At 75.0% G+C, this 16,034-nt stretch carries 12 protein-coding genes; 9 read left to right on the forward strand and 3 right to left on the reverse strand.

Annotated elements, in window-relative coordinates; all coding sequences use genetic code 11:
• Nucleotides 1–399: 399 nt before the first annotated feature.
• Genes ACFZCD_RS21970 through ACFZCD_RS21980 form a run of 3 tightly spaced genes read right to left on the reverse strand, consistent with a single transcriptional unit; the run spans nucleotide 400 to nucleotide 3,412 of the window.
• Nucleotides 400–1,782 carry an MFS transporter gene (locus ACFZCD_RS21970; RefSeq protein WP_391833341.1) on the reverse strand — a complete coding sequence of 461 codons (1,383 nt, stop codon included), beginning with the start codon at nucleotides 1,780–1,782 and terminating at the stop codon, nucleotides 400–402.
• Nucleotides 1,779–2,381 carry an SRPBCC family protein gene (locus ACFZCD_RS21975; protein WP_391833343.1) on the reverse strand — a complete coding sequence of 201 codons (603 nt, stop codon included), beginning with the start codon at nucleotides 2,379–2,381 and terminating at the stop codon, nucleotides 1,779–1,781. The genes ACFZCD_RS21970 and ACFZCD_RS21975 overlap by 4 nt, the downstream gene beginning before the upstream one ends.
• A gap of 56 nt (nucleotides 2,382–2,437) precedes the next feature.
• The gene (locus ACFZCD_RS21980) at nucleotides 2,438–3,412 is read right to left on the reverse strand and encodes an NADPH:quinone reductase (RefSeq protein WP_391833982.1); all 975 of its coding nucleotides are present in this window, start codon (nucleotides 3,410–3,412) and stop codon (nucleotides 2,438–2,440) included.
• A 312-nt stretch (nucleotides 3,413–3,724) separates the two neighbouring features.
• On the opposite strand from ACFZCD_RS21980, the gene ACFZCD_RS21985 reads away from it, so the two are divergent.
• The 9 genes from ACFZCD_RS21985 to ACFZCD_RS22025 all read left to right on the forward strand — a co-directional run bounded on the left by ACFZCD_RS21985 (nucleotide 3,725) and on the right by ACFZCD_RS22025 (nucleotide 15,987).
• A complete protein-coding gene (locus ACFZCD_RS21985) occupies nucleotides 3,725–5,719 on the forward strand; it encodes an FAD/NAD(P)-binding protein (protein ID WP_391833345.1) in 1,995 nt (664 codons plus the stop codon).
• The gene (pcaB, locus tag ACFZCD_RS21990; RefSeq protein WP_391833347.1) at nucleotides 5,716–7,206 is read left to right on the forward strand and encodes a 3-carboxy-cis,cis-muconate cycloisomerase; all 1,491 of its coding nucleotides are present in this window, start codon (nucleotides 5,716–5,718) and stop codon (nucleotides 7,204–7,206) included. Before ACFZCD_RS21985 ends, pcaB begins: the two co-directional genes overlap by 4 nt.
• 244 nt (nucleotides 7,207–7,450) lie before the next feature.
• Nucleotides 7,451–9,316, forward strand: coding sequence for an ATP-binding protein (locus ACFZCD_RS21995; RefSeq protein WP_391833349.1), 1,866 nt, complete (start codon nucleotides 7,451–7,453; stop codon nucleotides 9,314–9,316).
• A 29-nt stretch (nucleotides 9,317–9,345) separates the two neighbouring features.
• A complete protein-coding gene (locus ACFZCD_RS22000) occupies nucleotides 9,346–9,747 on the forward strand; it encodes a roadblock/LC7 domain-containing protein (protein WP_391833984.1) in 402 nt (133 codons plus the stop codon).
• Nucleotides 9,744–10,106 carry a DUF742 domain-containing protein gene (locus tag ACFZCD_RS22005; protein ID WP_058042179.1) on the forward strand — a complete coding sequence of 121 codons (363 nt, stop codon included), beginning with the start codon at nucleotides 9,744–9,746 and terminating at the stop codon, nucleotides 10,104–10,106. Before ACFZCD_RS22000 ends, ACFZCD_RS22005 begins: the two co-directional genes overlap by 4 nt.
• Nucleotides 10,084–10,728, forward strand: coding sequence for an ATP/GTP-binding protein (locus ACFZCD_RS22010; protein WP_391833351.1), 645 nt, complete (start codon nucleotides 10,084–10,086; stop codon nucleotides 10,726–10,728). Before ACFZCD_RS22005 ends, ACFZCD_RS22010 begins: the two co-directional genes overlap by 23 nt.
• Before the next feature lie 506 nt (nucleotides 10,729–11,234).
• On the forward strand, nucleotides 11,235–12,707 hold the full coding sequence (locus tag ACFZCD_RS22015; RefSeq protein ID WP_391833986.1) for a cytochrome P450: 1,473 nt from the start codon (nucleotides 11,235–11,237) through the stop codon (nucleotides 12,705–12,707).
• The gene (locus ACFZCD_RS22020; RefSeq protein WP_391833353.1) at nucleotides 12,704–13,816 is read left to right on the forward strand and encodes a cytochrome P450; all 1,113 of its coding nucleotides are present in this window, start codon (nucleotides 12,704–12,706) and stop codon (nucleotides 13,814–13,816) included. Before ACFZCD_RS22015 ends, ACFZCD_RS22020 begins: the two co-directional genes overlap by 4 nt.
• Nucleotides 13,817–13,935: 119 nt before the next feature.
• Nucleotides 13,936–15,987, forward strand: a complete 2,052-nt coding sequence (locus tag ACFZCD_RS22025) for an APC family permease (protein WP_391833355.1) — start codon at nucleotides 13,936–13,938, stop codon at nucleotides 15,985–15,987.
• The last annotated feature ends 47 nt before the right edge of the window (nucleotides 15,988–16,034 follow it).

Below are 16,034 nucleotides of genomic sequence, written 5' to 3' on the forward strand. Positions count from 1 at the left end.
GGCGGTGCCGAGCCGTGCCTGTACGCGTGTGGGGCACCGCCGGTGTGCGCCGCGGTGGTGGCGCGCCGCGGCGGCGGTTTCAAGGACGCTCGGCGTCCGTGGCTTTCGGCCGGGGGCGCGGGAGGCCAGCCTCCCTCTTCCGCCGCAGCGGTGCTCAGCCCCAACGCCACTGTCCGGCGGTGCCGAGCCAGCCAGGTGCGAGAGCACGGGGGCGTGGGGATGCCTTGGCTTCAGGGAGGCCAGCCTCCCTCTTCCGCCGCAGCGGTGCTCAGCCCCAACGCCGCTGTCCGGCGGTGCCGAGCCGTGCCTAAGCGCGTGCGGGGCACCGCCGGTGCGCCCCGCGGCGGCGGTGCCAAGGACGCGTGGCGTCCTGAGGCCCGGGTGGCCGGCGCGGCCCGGCTACCCCCGTTCGTACGGGATGAGCGGCCCCGGCCGACCACGCCCCCGTACCCGTGCGGCCGCTTTTCGGGCGTAGGCCGGCCACGTGATCAGCACGCACAGCGCGTAGAAGCCGAGGAGGCCCCACAGCGCAGGGAGCGCAGGCGCAGCCGACCCGGTCAGGGACGCCCCGATCGCCGCGGCCCCCAGCGCGCCCGAAGCCCCGCCGAGGCGGGAGACCTTGGCCGTCCCCTCGTGGGACGCCGCGAACGCCGTCGCCGCGTCCCGCCCCGCGAGGATGGCCGCCCCCGCCCGCGCGGCGAACACCGCCGGGACGAGCACACCGACGGCCCCCGCACCGAGCCCCGCCAGGACGACCACCGCCGTGAACACGGCAGCGAACACCCCCACCGCACCCCGCGCCGCCGCCGCGGCCAGGACCACCGTCCCCGCCGCCATCCCCACCAGGCTCGCGAGCGTGACCCGCGCCGCGCCCCACCGGCCGGCGAGGCGGCCGCCGCAGGGCCGGGCGGCCGCGCCGAGCAGCGTGGCGAGCAGGGCGCAGGCAAGGGCCGCCGGGACCGGGCAACCGAACCCGTTCCGCAGCACCAGGCCGAAGGCCAGCCCGCCCCCCGTGAACGTGCCCACCGTCGCCAGGGACAGCAACGACAACCCCCACACTTGCGGATCCCGGAATGCCGAACGCCCAGCCCCCGCACTCGCCGCCGCCCCGTCCGCCACCGGCAGGTTGTCCATCCGCAGCGCCGCAACCACCGCGGCCAGCGCCACCAGCGGCACGTGCACCGCGGCGATCCACACCCACGACGAGCCGCCGGCCGCGGCGATGGCAGCCACAACCCCGGCCGCCTGGACGGCAGCCGCACCGAGATCGGCCCCCGCCGTCGCGACGGCGAAGGCCCTGCCCCGCGCGCGCCGCGGGAAGAGCGCGGCTGTACGGGTCGCCGAGGCCGCGGCCGACTCGCCCGCACCCGCCGTCGCGGCGACGGCCACCAGCAGCCACAGCGGCGCACCGGGCCGCTGCAGCATGTACACGGCGGCGAGCACGGGCAGGGCCAGCGCGGCCGTGGCGACGACCGTACGGTCCCGGCCGCCCAGCCGGCGCAGGGCCCGTTCCGCGACCGGCCGCAGGGCGGCCCCCGCGAGGAGTGGCGTGACGAGCAGCAGAGACGTTGCGCCGCGGCCGGCCGCAGTCCCGTTACCGGCGGGCAGGAACAGGACCAGTACCGCCCACATGCTTCTCACGGACGCTCCGGCGTGCCCGCAGAGCGCCGCCAGCAGCAGGTTCCGGCGGGCGACGTGCCGGCCGCCCCGCTCCCAGAAGCCCGGGTCCTCCGCGTCCCACCGCTCGGCCTTCGGCCGCAACGGCACCGCCGGGTTCGTCATGCCGGCACGCCCGCCCCGCCCCGCTCGCCGCCGTGTGCGCGTCCGCCCGCCCGCTCGACGCCGCCCTCGATCACGCGCTTGATGCGCGACAGCGACGCGGCCACGTCGTCGGCGAGCTTCTCGTTCCACGCGGCGGTGAACCGGCGCCGCCCGTCCGGCCCCAGCCGCCCGAAGATCTTCGCGAGCCCTTCCGTGGGCCGCCCGAGCCGGTAGTGGTGGACGAGCAGGCACCCGCCGGCGGTGGCCTGGAGCTCGTACGTCCACGTGCTGTCCTGCAGCCGGCCGGCGCTGTCGCGCACCACCCACCGGAACAGGCGCCACGGCTCGGCGGCCACGACCTCGGACTCCGTGGTCCAGGGCCCGCGGACGACCGGCGCCCAGGGCACGACGTCCGCCCCGCGGTAGTTCTCGCCGCGGAAGACGGCCCCGGTCGTGCGGGGCGTGCCGGACACCCACCGCCCGCCCGTGCACTCGCGGCTCCACTCGCCGCTGCGGGTGAGGTCGCTGACCGTGTCGTAGACGGTGCCCGGCGCGGCCGCGACCAGGATGTGCGCCCGTACCCGGAGGATCGCGGGGGTGCCGGTGGCTGGGGGAGTCATACGGTCCAGGGTGCGCGGGCCGGGAGTCCCCCGGCAACGGGGGCCGCGGCGATGCGTCAGGTCCTCAGGACCAGCCGCCGCCCGCGCAGTTCGCCGCGCTCCATGCGCCGGTGGGCCTCGGCGGCGTCCGCGAGGGGCAGTTCCTCGACGGCCCGCGGCCGGAGCAGCCCGGCGCCGAGCAGCCGCCCCACGGCCCCGGCCGCCTCGGCGAGTTCGGCCGTGGTCGCGTGGGAGATCACGAAGCCCACGAGGGCCCCGTCCTTCTGGTACAGCTGCCCCACCGGCAGGACCGGCCGCGCGGAGGTCCCCGCGAACACCACGATCCGCCCGCGCCGGGCCAGCAGCGGCACGGCGATCTCCAGGTCGTGCCGGCCGTGGGTCGCGACGTGGACGTCGACGCCGCCGGGCGCGGCGGCCGCGAGCAGCCCGGCGAGCCCGGGAGCCGCGTAGTCGAGGACCTCGGCGGCGCCGAGGGAGCGCACGTACTCCGCGTCGCGCGCCGCGGCCGTGGCCACCACCCGGGCACCGGCCCACACCGCCATCGTCACGAGGGCGCTGCCGACGTTCCCGGCGGCCCCGGCGACGAGCACGGTCTCGCCGGGCCGCAGCCGCCCGTGGGTGAACAGCGCGAGGTACGCCGTGGCGGCGGGGTGGGCGACGGCGACGGCGTCCTCCGCCCGCACCCCGGCGGGCAGCGGGTAGAGCCGGTCGGCGGGGACGACGGCCCGCTCGGCGGCGGGGCCCTGCCGGCCGCCGTGACCCAGGCTGTTGCACCACACCGGGTCGCCGGGCGCGAACCCGGCCGCCCCGGGCCCGGCCCCGGCGACCGTGCCGACCATGTCCCGGCCGATCACGAAGGGGAAGGCCAGCGCGGTGCGGAAGCCCCCGGAGCGGATGAGCGTGTCCACGGGGTTGACGGCCGTGGCGGCGACGTCGACCAGGACGTCGGTCGGTCCCGGGCTCGGCACCGGGAGCGTGCCGGTCACGATCGCCTCCGGCGGGCCGAACCGTTCGATGTAGGCGGCGCGCATGCGGGCAGTGCCGGCCGTGCCGGCCATGTCACCTGTGTCAGCAGCCGTGTCACCCGGGTCAGCCATGCCCTCCACTGTGGCACGGCGAGCCGGCGGGACCGTGAAACCACCACTGACGGTATGTCACTTCTGCCCCGGCGGGGACCTGACGGACCAGGCGGCCGCCCGTTGACCCGGCCCCGGCCGGAACGGCGAGATGGAGCGACGAGACGGATTGCCGAGACGGAACGGCGCAAACGGAACAGCGAGAAAGAACGGCGCAACGGAACGGCGTGCGGAGCGGAAGTCCCCTCAGAACGGAGGAGCAGACGCATGAGGAGCAGCAGTCGTACAGAGGTCGGCATCGTCGGCGCCGGCCCGCGCGGGCTGGCCGTGCTGGAGCGGCTGTGCGCCAACGAGCGCGCCGAGCCCTCGCACTCCGCGGTGACCGTGCACGTCGTCGACCCGTCCGCCCCGGGCGCGGGCACCGTGTGGCGCGCCGGCCAGTCCCCCCACCTGCTGATGAACACGGTCGCCTCGCAGATCACCGTGTACACGGACGACAGCGCCCGGATCGAGGGCCCCGTCGAGCCGGGCCCGAGCCTGTACGAATGGGCGCACGGCGTCGCGGGCCTCCCGCCCGGCAGCACGGACCACGACGCCGCCACCCTCGCCGAGGCGCGGGCGCTCGGCCCGGACGACTACCCCACCCGCGCCTTCTACGGCCGCTACCTCCACGACAGCTTCCGCCGCATCGCCGCCCGCGCCCCCGCGCACGTGACCATCGAGGTGCACCGCTCGCGCGCGGTGGCCATGGCCGACACCGAGGGCATCACCGGCGGCCCCCAGGGCATCCGCCTGGAGGACGGCACGCGCCTGAACCACCTCGACGCGATCGTCATGGCGCTCGGCCACGTGCCCGCGCAGCTGTCCGCCCGGGAGGCGCGTACGGCGTCGCTGGCCCGCATCCACCACCTCGAATACGTCCCGCCCGTCAACCCCGCCGACCTCGACCTCGGGCACATCGAGCCCGGCGCGCCGGTCCTGCTGCGCGGGCTCGGGCTGAACTTCTTCGACTACATGGCCCTGTTCACCGCCGGGCGGGGCGGCACGTTCGCCCGCGAGGGGGACCGCACCGTCTACCGGCCCTCCGGCGCGGAGCCGCGGCTGTACGCCTTCTCCCGGCGCGGCGTGCCGTACCACGCGCGCGGCGAGAACGAGAAGGGCGCCCACGGGCGCCACCTGCCCCGGCTGCTCACCGCCGGATACATCGCAGGGCTGCGCGAGCGCGCCGCGCGCGGCGGCCCCGTGCGCTTCGGCACCGACCTGTGGCCCCTGATCGCCGGCGAGGTGGAGAGCGTCTACTACGGCACGCTGCTGGAGCGGCTGGGCCGGGCGGGGGAGCGGGAGGAGTTCACGGAGCGGTTCCTGGCCCTGGAGAAGGACGACGACCGCGCGGACCTCCTCGACGCCTTCCGCATCGCGCCCGCCGACCGCTGGGACTGGCAGCGGCTCGCCAGACCGTACGCCGACCGGGTCTTCGCCGGCCGCGCCGAGTTCCGCGCCTGGCTCCTGGACTACCTGCGCGCGGACGTCCGGGCCGCCCGCGCCGGCAACGTCAGCGGACCCCTGAAGGCAGCCCTGGACGTCCTGCGCGACCTGCGCAACGAGATCCGGCTCGCCGTCGACCACGGCGGCCTGGAGGGCGACTCCCACCGCGACGACCTCGAAGGCTGGTACACCCCCCTCAACGCCTTCCTCTCCATCGGGCCGCCCGCCTCCCGCATCGACGAGATGGCCGCCCTCGTCGAAGCGGGCGTCCTGGAGGTCACCGGGCCGGGCACTGTCGTCCGCCTGGACGTCGCCGGCCCCGGCGGGCCCGCCTTCGTCGCCGCCAGCCGGGCCGTGCCCGGGCCGCCCGTCCGCTCCCGCGTGCTCATCGAGGCCCGGCTGCCCGAACCGGACCTGCGCCGCACGGCCGATCCCCTGCTGCGGCACCTCCTGAACACCGATCAGATCACCACGTTCCGCATCCCGACGGCCACGGGCGCCGGCTACGAGACGGGCGGCCTGGCCGTCACCGAACGCCCGTACCACGTCGTCGACGGCCGCGGCCGCCCCCACCCGCGGCGCTTCGCCTACGGGGTGCCCACCGAGTCCGTGCACTGGGTCACCGCGGCGGGCATCCGGCCGTGCGTCGACTCGGTGACGCTGGGCGACGCGGACGCCATCGCCCGCGCGGTCCTGTCCCTCCCCCCGATAGCCCACGTCCCGCCACCCCTCCGCGTGGTGTCTCCCGACGGGTACGAGGAAGGCGTGATCGTATGACCCGGCCCGACCCCGACCCCGACGCCGCCGCCAACGACCGGGAACGCCCCGCCCCCGAGCCCCGACGCGGCCCCACCCGTGCCGGGCCGGCCGGCGAGGCCCCCGTCGCCGATGCCGGGCTGCTGTCTCCCGTCCGGGTCGGGAGCGCCGCCGAGGATGCCACCACCGATACCGCCTGGCTGCAGGCCATGCTCGATGCCGAGGCCGCGCTCGCCCGGGCGCAGGCGCGGCTCGGGGCGCTGCCGGCCGGGGCCGCGGAGGCCATCGGCCGTTCCGCGCAGGCGGGACGGTTCGACGTGCGGGCCCTCGCCCTGGCGGCGCGCGAGACCGCCAACCCCGTCGTCGGCCTCGTGCAGGCGCTCACGGCGCTCGTCGCGGCGGACGACCCGCAGGCCGCCGAGTACGTGCACCGCGGCTCGACCAGCCAGGACATCCTCGACACGGGCGCCATGCTGGTCGCGGCCCGCACGCTGCGCGCCGTCCGCGCGGACCTGACCCGTACCGCCGGTGCACTGGCCGCGCTCGCCGCCCGCCACCGGGACACCCTCATGGCCGGCAGGACGCTCACGCTGCACGCCGTGCCGACGACCTTCGGCCTGAAGGCCGCCGGCTGGCGGCAGCTGGTCCTGGACGCGGAGCAGCGGCTCGCGAGGGTGCACGAGAGCCTGCCGGTGTCGCTGGGCGGCGCGGCCGGCACCCTCGCCGGCTACCTGGAGCACGCGCGCCTCGCCGGCGCCCGGGGCACCGAGGACGGCAGCTACGCGGCCCGGCTCGCCGACGCCTTCGCCGCCGAGACCGGCCTGGCCCGCCCGGCCCTGCCCTGGCACGCCCTGCGCACGCCGGTCGCCGACCTGGCCGCCGCCCTCGCCTTCACCGCCGGCGCGCTCGGCAAGATCGCGGCGGACGTGCAGACGCTGGCGCGCACGGAGGTCGGCGAGGTCGCCGAGCCGGACGGCGGGCGGGCCGGGCGCGGCGCCTCCTCCGCCATGCCGCACAAGCGCAACCCCGTGCTCGCCACCCTCATCCGCAGCGCGGCCCTGCAGGTCCCGGCCCTGGCCGCCGGCCTGACGCAGTGCCTGGCCGCCGAGGACGAGCGGTCCGCCGGCGCCTGGCACGCGGAGTGGCAGCTGCTGCGCGAGTCCCTGCGCCTGACGGGCGGCGCGGCCCGCACCGCCGCCGAACTCGCCGAGGGGCTCCACGTCCGGGCGGACCGGATGCGCGAGAACCTCCGCCTGACCGGCGCTCAGATCGTCTCCGAGCGGCTCGCGGCCGTCCTGGCGCCGCGCATCGGCGGGGCGGAGGCGAAGCGGCTGCTGACCGCGGCGTCGGCCGAAGCGGCCGTCAGTGGCCGGGAACTGCACGAGATTCTCGCCGGGCACCCCCTACTGGACGGTCACTTCAGCGCGGCAGAACTGGCCGCCCTCTGTGACCCCGCCGACTACACCGGCGCCGCGGGTTCCCTGGTCGATCGCTCACTGTGGTCCTGACAACACCTCACGCGAACGGACTGCGTTCGCCGCCCGCCTTCCGTACCCTCGTCCGAGGCCCTGCGGAAGGCGCATGCGTGTTCGGTCATCCGTAGGCGAAGATCGGCCACCCGGCCACGGCCGTGGTTAGGATGATCGCCGTATTCCGCTTCTGGACGGGACGTCAGGGACAACGGCCTCGTCCAGCCGTCCACATGCCCCCTGCGTCCATGAGGAATTGATGTCACATCACATACCGGACGTAGTGACCTGGTGTCTGGCCGTCGCACTGATCGCCGTAGCGGTCCTGCTGGTGCGTCAGCGAGGCATCACCGCGGCCCTGCGGCAACGCGCCGCCACGCTGGAGGAGGGCCAGCGGGCGCGCGACACGGAGCTCGGCCACCTGGTCGCCGTGCGGCTCCCCGCCGTGACGGCATCCATGCACCAGCCCGTGCCCCTGCCCGGCCTGCTCGACGAACAGCTCGCCGGCACCGTCTTCGCGCACGGCCTGCAGTCCGTGATGGACACCTTCACCCAGGCCGTCGACAAGGCCCAGGCCCGCGCCGACCAGTCCGCGAAGGCCGCCCTCAAGGCCTCCATGCGCGCCCTCCAGGGCCTCGCCCACGAGCAGCAGCTCGCCATTTCCGACATGCAGGACCGGCACGACAACCCGGACGTGCTGCGCGACCTGCTGCAGATCGACCACGCCAACTCCCAGTTCGGCCGCCGCGCCCAGGCCATCGCCGTCCTGTGCGGCTCCTGGCCCGGACGGCAGCGCTCCGCCTCGCCCCTGACCGACGTCGTGCGCGGGGCCACCTCCCGCATCCGCGACTACCGGCGCGTCCAGGTCCACAGCCAGGCCGACCTCGCCGTCGTCAGCCGCGCCGTGGAGCCCGTCGTGCTCGCCGTCGCCGAGCTCCTCGACAACGCCGCGCGCCACTCCCAGCCCAACACCACCGTCGAGGTCGGCCTGCAGCCCGTGCACAACGGCGCCTGCATCGTCATCGACGACGCCGGCGTCGGCATGGACGGCCAGGAGATCCAGCGGGCCGGGGCCCTGCTCACCGGCCGGCAGACCGTCGACGTCTCCCGGCTCGGCGACCCGCCCCAGTTCGGCTTCCCCGTCATCGGCGTCCTCGCCGCGCGCTACGGGTTCAGCGTCTCGGTCGACACGCGCTCGCCGTACGGCGGCGTCCGGGCCGTCCTGTTCCTCCCGAGCACCCTGCTCACCCAGATCGACATCGACGGACCCGACACCACGCCGCTGCGGCCCCCGGGCGGGCGCGAGGCGGACGGCGCGGGGCCGGCGGGACGCTCCCAGGAGCACTCCGCGGGGCGCTCCGCGGAGCGTTCCCCGGGGCGTTCCCCGGGGCGGGCTCCCGTGCCGGATGTCCCAGGTGTCCCGGACGCCTCGGGTGTGCGGGACGTCTCGCGTATGCCGGATGTCCCGGGTGTCCCTGACATCCCCGACTTCCCGGCCGGGCCGGCCGGCGGGTTCGGCGCCCGTGGCCTCGGCGCCCACGGCTTCACTCCCGGGCCCGGAAGCGGCGGTGCCGCCGCGTCCCCCGGCATGCGGGGCGCGTCCTCCGGGATGCCGGGAGCCTCCTCCGGTACGCCGGGCGACGCCGGTTCCGCCCGCGGCGGCTCCGTACCGGGCGCCGTCGGCTCCACCGCCGGCGGCCTCCCCAAGCGCCGCCGCCGCAAGCCCGCCGCCGCGGCTCCGCTCCCGGAAGCGACCCCGGCCGCCGCGGCCCCCGCGCCCCACGCGGCCCCGCCGGACGTCCCGGAGCGCACGGCCGAGGAGACCGCCCGCCGCATGGGCGCCTTCGCCCGCGGCACCCGTGCGGGCCGTACGCCCGCCGCCGGCACCCCCGTCGGCCCGCTGCCGGGAGACTCCCCGGCCCCGGACACGGACACGACCCGCACCGGTCACTTCGATCATCCAGGCCACCGCGACCGCACCGGCCACCCCGGTCAGCCCGGCCAGCCCGGTCAGCCCGGTCAGCCCGGTCAGCCCGGTCAGCCCGGCCAGCCCGGTCAGCCCGGTCAGCCCGGCCAGCCCGGCCAGCCGTCCCAGCCCTTTGCCCAGGCCCCCGCCCCCGTAGACGACGAAGGGAACCCCCGCACGTGAACGACCACCTCAACAACGAACTCGGCTGGATGCTGGACGAGGTCGTCAAGATGCCCGAAGCCCGGCACGCGATCCTCCTGTCCGCCGACGGCATGCTGCGCGCCCGCTCCCAGGGCATCGAGCGCGACGAGGCCGAGCGCCAGGCCGCCGCCCTCTCCGGCCTGCAGTCCATCAGCCGCTCCACCTCCGAGTTCTGCACCCACCAGGCGCAGCAGGACAGCCCGTGGCGGCAGACGCTCGTCGAGTTCGCGCACGGCTACGTCTTCCTCATAGCCGCCGGCCCCGGCGCCTACCTCGCGGTCTCCGCCACCGAGCACGTCGACATGGAAGCGGTCACGTACCGCATGCAGAAGCTCGTCGACCGGCTCGGCAAGGAGCTCACCAGCCCGCCCCGCGCGGGCACCTGGCAGGGCACGGGCGCCCCGGCATGACCCCGCCCACGCCGAGGCACGAGCGAGGGTTAGTGCGCCCGTACGTCGTCACCGACGGCCGCGCCCACCCGACCCGCAACACCTTCGACCTGGTCACCCTGGTCCTGGCCCAGTACGACCGGCCGCTCACCGGGCTCAGCCCCGAGAAGCGCCGGCTCATGGAACTCTGCCTCGGCGGCCCCCTGTCGGTCGCCGAGATCGCCGGGCACCTGATGCTGCCCGTGAGCGTCACCAAGGTGCTGCTCGGCGACCTGGTCGACAGCGGCCACCTCATCACCCGGGCCCCCATCCCCTCGGCACAACTCCCCGAGGCCCAGATCCTGCAGGAGGTGCTGGATGGACTTCGCGCTCGCCTCTGAGCCCGTCGACCCCGTCGAGCCCGTTCCCGTCGCCGGCGACGGCGGCGATCTCTACCTGCGCCGCAGTGTGCGCACCGCCGCGAAGCTCCTCGTCGTCGGCCACTTCGCCGTCGGCAAGACCACGTTCGTCGGCTCGCTGTCGGAGATCCGGCCGCTGCGCACCGAGGAGACCATGACCCAGGCCGGTGCGAGCGTCGACGACCTCGCCGGCATCGAGGGCAAGACCACCACCACGGTCGCCATGGACTTCGGCCGCCTCACCCTCAGCGACAGCCTCGTGCTCTACCTGTTCGGCGCCCCCGGCCAGCAGCGCTTCACCCGCCTCTGGCAGGACATGACGCACGGCGCGCTCGGCGCCCTCGTCCTCGCCGACACCCGCCGCCTGGAGCAGTCCTTCGACGTCATGGGCCTGCTGGAGGAGCTCGGCCTGCCGTACGCGGTGGCCGTCAACCACTTCGACGGCGCGCCCGTGTACCCGGAGGAGGAGATCCGCGAGGCGCTCGACCTGCTGCCCGAGACCCCTCTGGTCACCTGCGACGCCCGCGACCGGGTCTCCTCCACCCGCGCGCTCATCGCCCTCGTCGAGTACCTGCAGCGGCGCACCGTACGGGAGCACGCGTGAACGACCGTCCCGACGCATGGGGCACCCCGCCCGGCACCTTCCCCGCATCCGGTCCCGCATCCGGCGCGGTCCCCCCGCCCGGCTGCCCCGCGCACCAGGGCTCCGCGTACCAGGAGTCCGCCCACCAGGGCTCTGTCCATCAGGGCTCCGGTCACCAGGGTTCCGCCCACCAAGGCGGCGCCCACCACGCCCCGCTGCCCGGCCACGCCCCCGAGGCCGGAACCGAGGCGCGGAACCCCGAGGCGCGAAACCCCGAGGCGTGGCCCCCCGAGGCGTGGACTCACGAAGCCGGCAACCGGGAGGCCGGCCACCACGAGGCTCGCCGCCAGGAAGCCGGCCGCCACGAAGCCGGCCGCCACGAAGCCGGCCACCCCCAGCCCGGCCGCGCCGAGGCATGGACCCCCGACGCCCGGACCCCGGACGCCTGGGCTCCCGAGCCGTCCCCCGCAACCCCCGACGCCTGGTCCCCCCAGCCGCCTCCCGGCTGCCCCGCCGCCCCCACCCCCATGTACGGGCCCGACTTCGCCGCCGACCCGCACGCCGTCTACGCCCGGCTGCGCACCCAGGGCCCCGCCGCCCCCGTCGAGCTGGCCCCGGGCGCCCACGCGACCCTCGTCACCGACTACCGGGCCGCACTGGAAGTGCTCCGCACGCCCGAGATCTTCGGCAAGGACGCCCGCCGCTGGCGCGCCCTCGCCGACGGCCGCGTCGCCCCGGACAACCCGGTCGTGCCGATGATGGCCTACCGCCCCAACTGCCTCTTCTCCGACGGAGAGGCCCACACGCGGCTGCGCCAGGCCGTCACCGACTCCCTCTCGCGCATCGACCCCAACGCCCTGCGCGGCTACGTCGAGCGCAGCGCCGACACCCTCATCGACCGCTTCGCCGGCCAGGGCGAGGCCGACCTGCTCGGCGCGTACGCCAAGGTGCTGCCGCTGCTGGTCTTCCAGCAGCTCTTCGGCTGCCCGACCGACCTCGGCGACCGCCTCGTGGAGGGCTTCTCCGGCATCTTCGACGGCGTCGACGCCGAACGCGCCGACGCGCTCATCACCAGCACCCTCATCGAGCTCATCGCCCTCAAGCGCGAGCAGCCCGGCGCGGACATGACCTCCTGGCTGATGGCGCACCACGCCCGCCTCACCGACGAGGAGCTGATCCACCAGCACGTCGTCCTCATCGGCGCCGGCACCGAGCCCCAGCAGAACCTCATCGCCAACGCCCTGCGGCTGCTGCTCTCCGACGACCGCTTCGCGGGCGACCTCGCGGGCGGCAGCATGCCGGTCGAGGACGCCCTCGACGAGGTGCTCTGGCTCGACCCGCCGATGGCCAACTACGGCGTCCACTACCCCGTGCAGGACGTCGACTTCGGCGGCGTGCCGCTGGCCGCGGGCGAGCCCGTCGTCGTCAGCTTCGCCGCCGCCAACACCGACCCCGCACTGCTCACCACCCGCCGCACCGGCAACCGTGCCCACCTCGCCTGGAGCGCGGGCCCCCACCACTGCCCGGCCAAGGACGCGGCCCGCCTGATCGCCGCCGTCGCCGTCGAGAAGCTCCTGGACCGGCTGCCGGACCTCGAACTCGCCGTTCCCGCCGACCGCCTCGTCTGGCGGCCCGGCCCGTTCCACCGCGCCCTGACGGCCCTGCCCGTCCGCTTCCCCCCGGCTCCGCCCGCCGGTCCGCGGCCTGCACCCGTGCACGACCTCTCGGCCGTCCGCCGCCCCGGCTCCGGCCCCGTACCGCCGTACGAACAGCCCCGCTCCGACGGGTCCCCCTCCTCGCCACAGGCCGACACCCCTGGAGACAGCCGATGGAACACAAGCCCAGCACGGAACGCGGGCAGAGCGCCGTCCCGGTTCACCGCGCACCCCTCCGGATCGACGCCACCGGCCGCGACATCCACGGCGAGGCCGCCCGCGTCCGGGCCCGGGGCGCGGCGACGCCCGTGGAGCTTCCTGGCGGAGTGGTGGCGTGGGCAGTGACCACCCAGCCGCTGCTGAAGGAGCTCCTGACCGACCCGCGCGTCTCGAAGGACCCCCACCAGCACTGGCCGGCCTGGATCAACGGTGACATCTCGCCCGAGTGGCCCCTGTTCACCTGGGTTGCGGTGCGGAACATGTTCACGGCTTACGGCGCCGACCACAAGCGGCTGCGCACGCTCGTCGCCAAGGCCTTCACCGCCCGCCGCACCGCCGCCCTGCGCCCCCGCATCGAGGAGATGACGGCGGACCTCCTCGACCGGCTCGACGGCCTGGCCGCGGCCGCGCCCGGCGAGCCCGTCGACCTGCGCGAGGCGTACGCGTACCCGATCCCCATCCAGGTCATCTGCGAGCTCTTCGGCGTGACCGACCCGGACCTCCGCGAGGGCCTGCGGGACTGCGTCGACAGCATCTTCCACACCTCCGCCGACCCCGCCGAGGTCACCGCCACCTACACCCGGATCTACGAGCTCCTCGGCGCCCTCGTCGCCGCCAAGCGCACCACCCCCGGCGACGACATGACCAGCGTCCTGATCTCCGCCCGCGAGGACGACGGCTCCCGCCTCAGCGAGCAGGAGCTCCTCGACACGCTGCTGCTGGTGATCAGCGCCGGGCACGAGACCACCGTCAACCTCCTCGACAACGCCATCCACGCCCTGCTCACCCACCCGGACCAGCTCGCCCTCGTCCGCGCGGGCGAGGCCGGCTGGGACGACGTGATCGAGGAGACCCTGCGCCACCGCTCGCCCGTCGCGAGCCTCCCGCTGCGCTACGCCACCGACGACATCGAGATCGGCGGAGGCGTCACCCTGCGCCGGGGCGACGCGATCCTCGCCGCCTACGCCGCGGCCGGCCGCGACCCGGAGCTGCACGGCGCCGACCCGGACCGCTTCGACGTCACCCGCGCCGTCAAGGACCACCTCGCCTTCGGCCACGGCGTCCACTTCTGCCTCGGCGCGCCCCTCGCCCGCCTGGAGGCGGCCGTGGCCCTGCCCGCCCTCTTCGACCGCTTCCCCCGGATGCGGCTCGCCGCGGCGCCGGGAGAACTGCGGCCGGTGGAGTCGTTCATCTCGAACGGGCACCGGGCCCTGCCGGCCCTGCTGCACGGCTGAGCGCCGTACGGACGGCCGCCGCGGCGCACGCCGGAGCGGGAATGCGGCGTACGCCACATTTCCGCTCCGCCGGGTGGCGGGTGGGCGGCCGTACGGGTGAGCGCTTACGATCCTCTGTTGTGTCCAAACTGACCGACCTGCCGAAACGGATCCTCATCGGCCGGGCGCTGCACAGCAGCAAGCTGGGGGAGACCCTCCTCCCCAAACGCATCGCCCTGCCCGTCTTCGCCTCCGACCCGCTCTCCTCCGTGGCGTACGCGCCGGGCGAAGTGCTCCTCGTGCTCTCCGCGGCAGGCGTGTCGGCCTACCACTTCAGCCCCTGGATCGCCGTCGCCGTCGTCGTGCTGATGTTCACGGTGGTCGCCTCGTACCGCCAGAACGTCCACGCCTATCCCAGCGGCGGCGGCGACTACGAGGTCGCCAACGTCAACCTCGGCCCCAAGGCCGGCCTGACCGTCGCGAGCGCCCTGCTCGTCGACTACGTCCTGACCGTCGCGGTCTCCATCGCCTCCGGCATCGAGAACCTCGGCTCCGCCATCCCCTTCGTCATCGAGCACAAGACGGCCTGCGCCATCGGCGTGATCGTCCTGCTCACCCTGATGAACCTGCGCGGCGTCAAGGAGTCCGGCAAGCTCTTCGCCATCCCCACGTACGTCTTCGTGGGCGGCGTCTTCGTCATGATCGCCTGGGGTGCCGTCCGCGGCCTCCTCATGGGCGACACCATGAAGGCCCCCACCGCCGACTACACGATCCACGCCGAGCACCAGGGCCTGGCCGGGTTCGCCCTCGTCTTCCTGCTGCTGCGCGCCTTCTCCTCCGGCTGCGCCGCCCTCACCGGCGTCGAGGCCATCAGCAACGGCGTGCCGGCCTTCCGCAAGCCGAAGAGCAAGAACGCCGCCACGACGCTGGCCCTGATGGGCGGCCTGGCCGTGACGATGTTCTGCGGCATCATCGGCCTGGCCATGGCGACCAACGTCCGGATGGCCGAGAACCCGGCCACGGACCTGCTCAAGAACGGCTCGCCGCTGGGCGAGGGCTACACCCAGAACCCGGTGATCTCGCAGGTCGCCGAGGCGGTCTTCGGCAGCGGCTCGTTCTTCTTCGTCGTGCTCGCCGCCGCCACCGCTCTGGTCCTCTTCCTGGCCGCCAACACCGCGTACAACGGCTTCCCGCTGCTCGGCTCGATCCTCGCCCAGGACCGCTACCTGCCGCGCCAGCTGCACACCCGCGGCGACCGCCTGGCCTTCTCGAACGGCATCGTGCTGCTCGCGGGGGCGGCAGCGGTCCTCACCTACATCTACGGCGCGGACTCGACGAAGCTGATCCAGCTCTACATCGTCGGCGTCTTCGTCTCCTTCACCCTCAGCCAGACCGGCATGGTGCGGCACTGGAACCGCCACCTCGCCACCGAGACCGACCCGGCCAAGCGCCGCCACATGATCCGCTCCCGTGCGATCAACGCCTTCGGTGCCTTCCTCACCGGCCTGGTCCTGGTCGTCGTCCTGCTGACGAAGTTCACCCACGGGGCCTGGGTCGCCCTGCTCGGCATGGTGATCTTCTACGCGACGATGACCGCGATCCGCAAGCACTACGACCGGGTGGCCGAGGAGATCGCCGCCGACGAGGGCCCGGGCGACGAGACCGTCCGCCCGTCCCGCGTCCACTCGATCGTCCTCGTCTCCAAGATCCACAAGCCGACGCTGCGGGCCCTCGCCTACGCCAAGCTCATGCGCTCCGACACCCTCGAAGCGCTCAGCATCAGCGTCGACGCGGCCGAGACCAAGCTCCTGCGCGACGAGTGGCAGCGCCGCTCCCTCGACGTCCCGCTGAAGGTCCTCGACTCGCCGTACCGCGAGATCACGCGCCCGGTCATCGAGTACGTGAAGAGCCTCCGCAAGGAGAGCCCGCGCGACGTGGTCAGCGTCTACATCCCCGAGTACGTGGTCGGCCACTGGTACGAGCACCTCCTCCACAACCAGAGCGCGCTGCGCCTGAAGGGCCGCCTGCTCTTCACGCCGGGCGTGATGGTGACGTCCGTCCCGTGGCAGCTCGACTCGTCCGAGGCGGCGAAGCTGCGGGCCCGCAAGCGGGCGGAGTGGAACGCGCCGGGTTCGGTGCGCAGGGGCCCGGTGACGCAGCCGAAGAAGGAAAAGGCGAGCACGAAGAAGTAGCGCGCCGGGGCAGCGCGTCATTCATGGGGCGGGACGGGCCGTAGACT

Origin of the sequence: Streptomyces sp. NPDC008001, from assembly GCF_042958085.1 — a bacterium.
GTDB lineage: Bacteria > Actinomycetota > Actinomycetes > Streptomycetales > Streptomycetaceae > Streptomyces.

Excerpts from the sequence above, each read along its gene's own strand:
- ACFZCD_RS21970 (WP_391833341.1), bottom strand. The coding sequence starts at position 1,782 with ATGACGAACCCGGCGGTGCCGTTGCGGCCGAAGGCCGAGCGGTGGGAC.
- ACFZCD_RS21975 (WP_391833343.1), bottom strand. The coding sequence starts at position 2,381 with ATGACTCCCCCAGCCACCGGCACCCCCGCGATCCTCCGGGTACGGGCG.
- ACFZCD_RS21980 (WP_391833982.1), bottom strand. The coding sequence starts at position 3,412 with ATGCGCGCCGCCTACATCGAACGGTTCGGCCCGCCGGAGGCGATCGTG.
- ACFZCD_RS21985 (WP_391833345.1), top strand. The coding sequence starts at position 3,725 with ATGAGGAGCAGCAGTCGTACAGAGGTCGGCATCGTCGGCGCCGGCCCG.
- pcaB (WP_391833347.1), top strand. The coding sequence starts at position 5,716 with ATGACCCGGCCCGACCCCGACCCCGACGCCGCCGCCAACGACCGGGAA.
- ACFZCD_RS22000 (WP_391833984.1), top strand. The coding sequence starts at position 9,346 with ATGCTGGACGAGGTCGTCAAGATGCCCGAAGCCCGGCACGCGATCCTC.
- ACFZCD_RS22005 (WP_058042179.1), top strand. The coding sequence starts at position 9,744 with ATGACCCCGCCCACGCCGAGGCACGAGCGAGGGTTAGTGCGCCCGTAC.
- ACFZCD_RS22010 (WP_391833351.1), top strand. The coding sequence starts at position 10,084 with ATGGACTTCGCGCTCGCCTCTGAGCCCGTCGACCCCGTCGAGCCCGTT.
- ACFZCD_RS22015 (WP_391833986.1), top strand. The coding sequence starts at position 11,235 with ATGTACGGGCCCGACTTCGCCGCCGACCCGCACGCCGTCTACGCCCGG.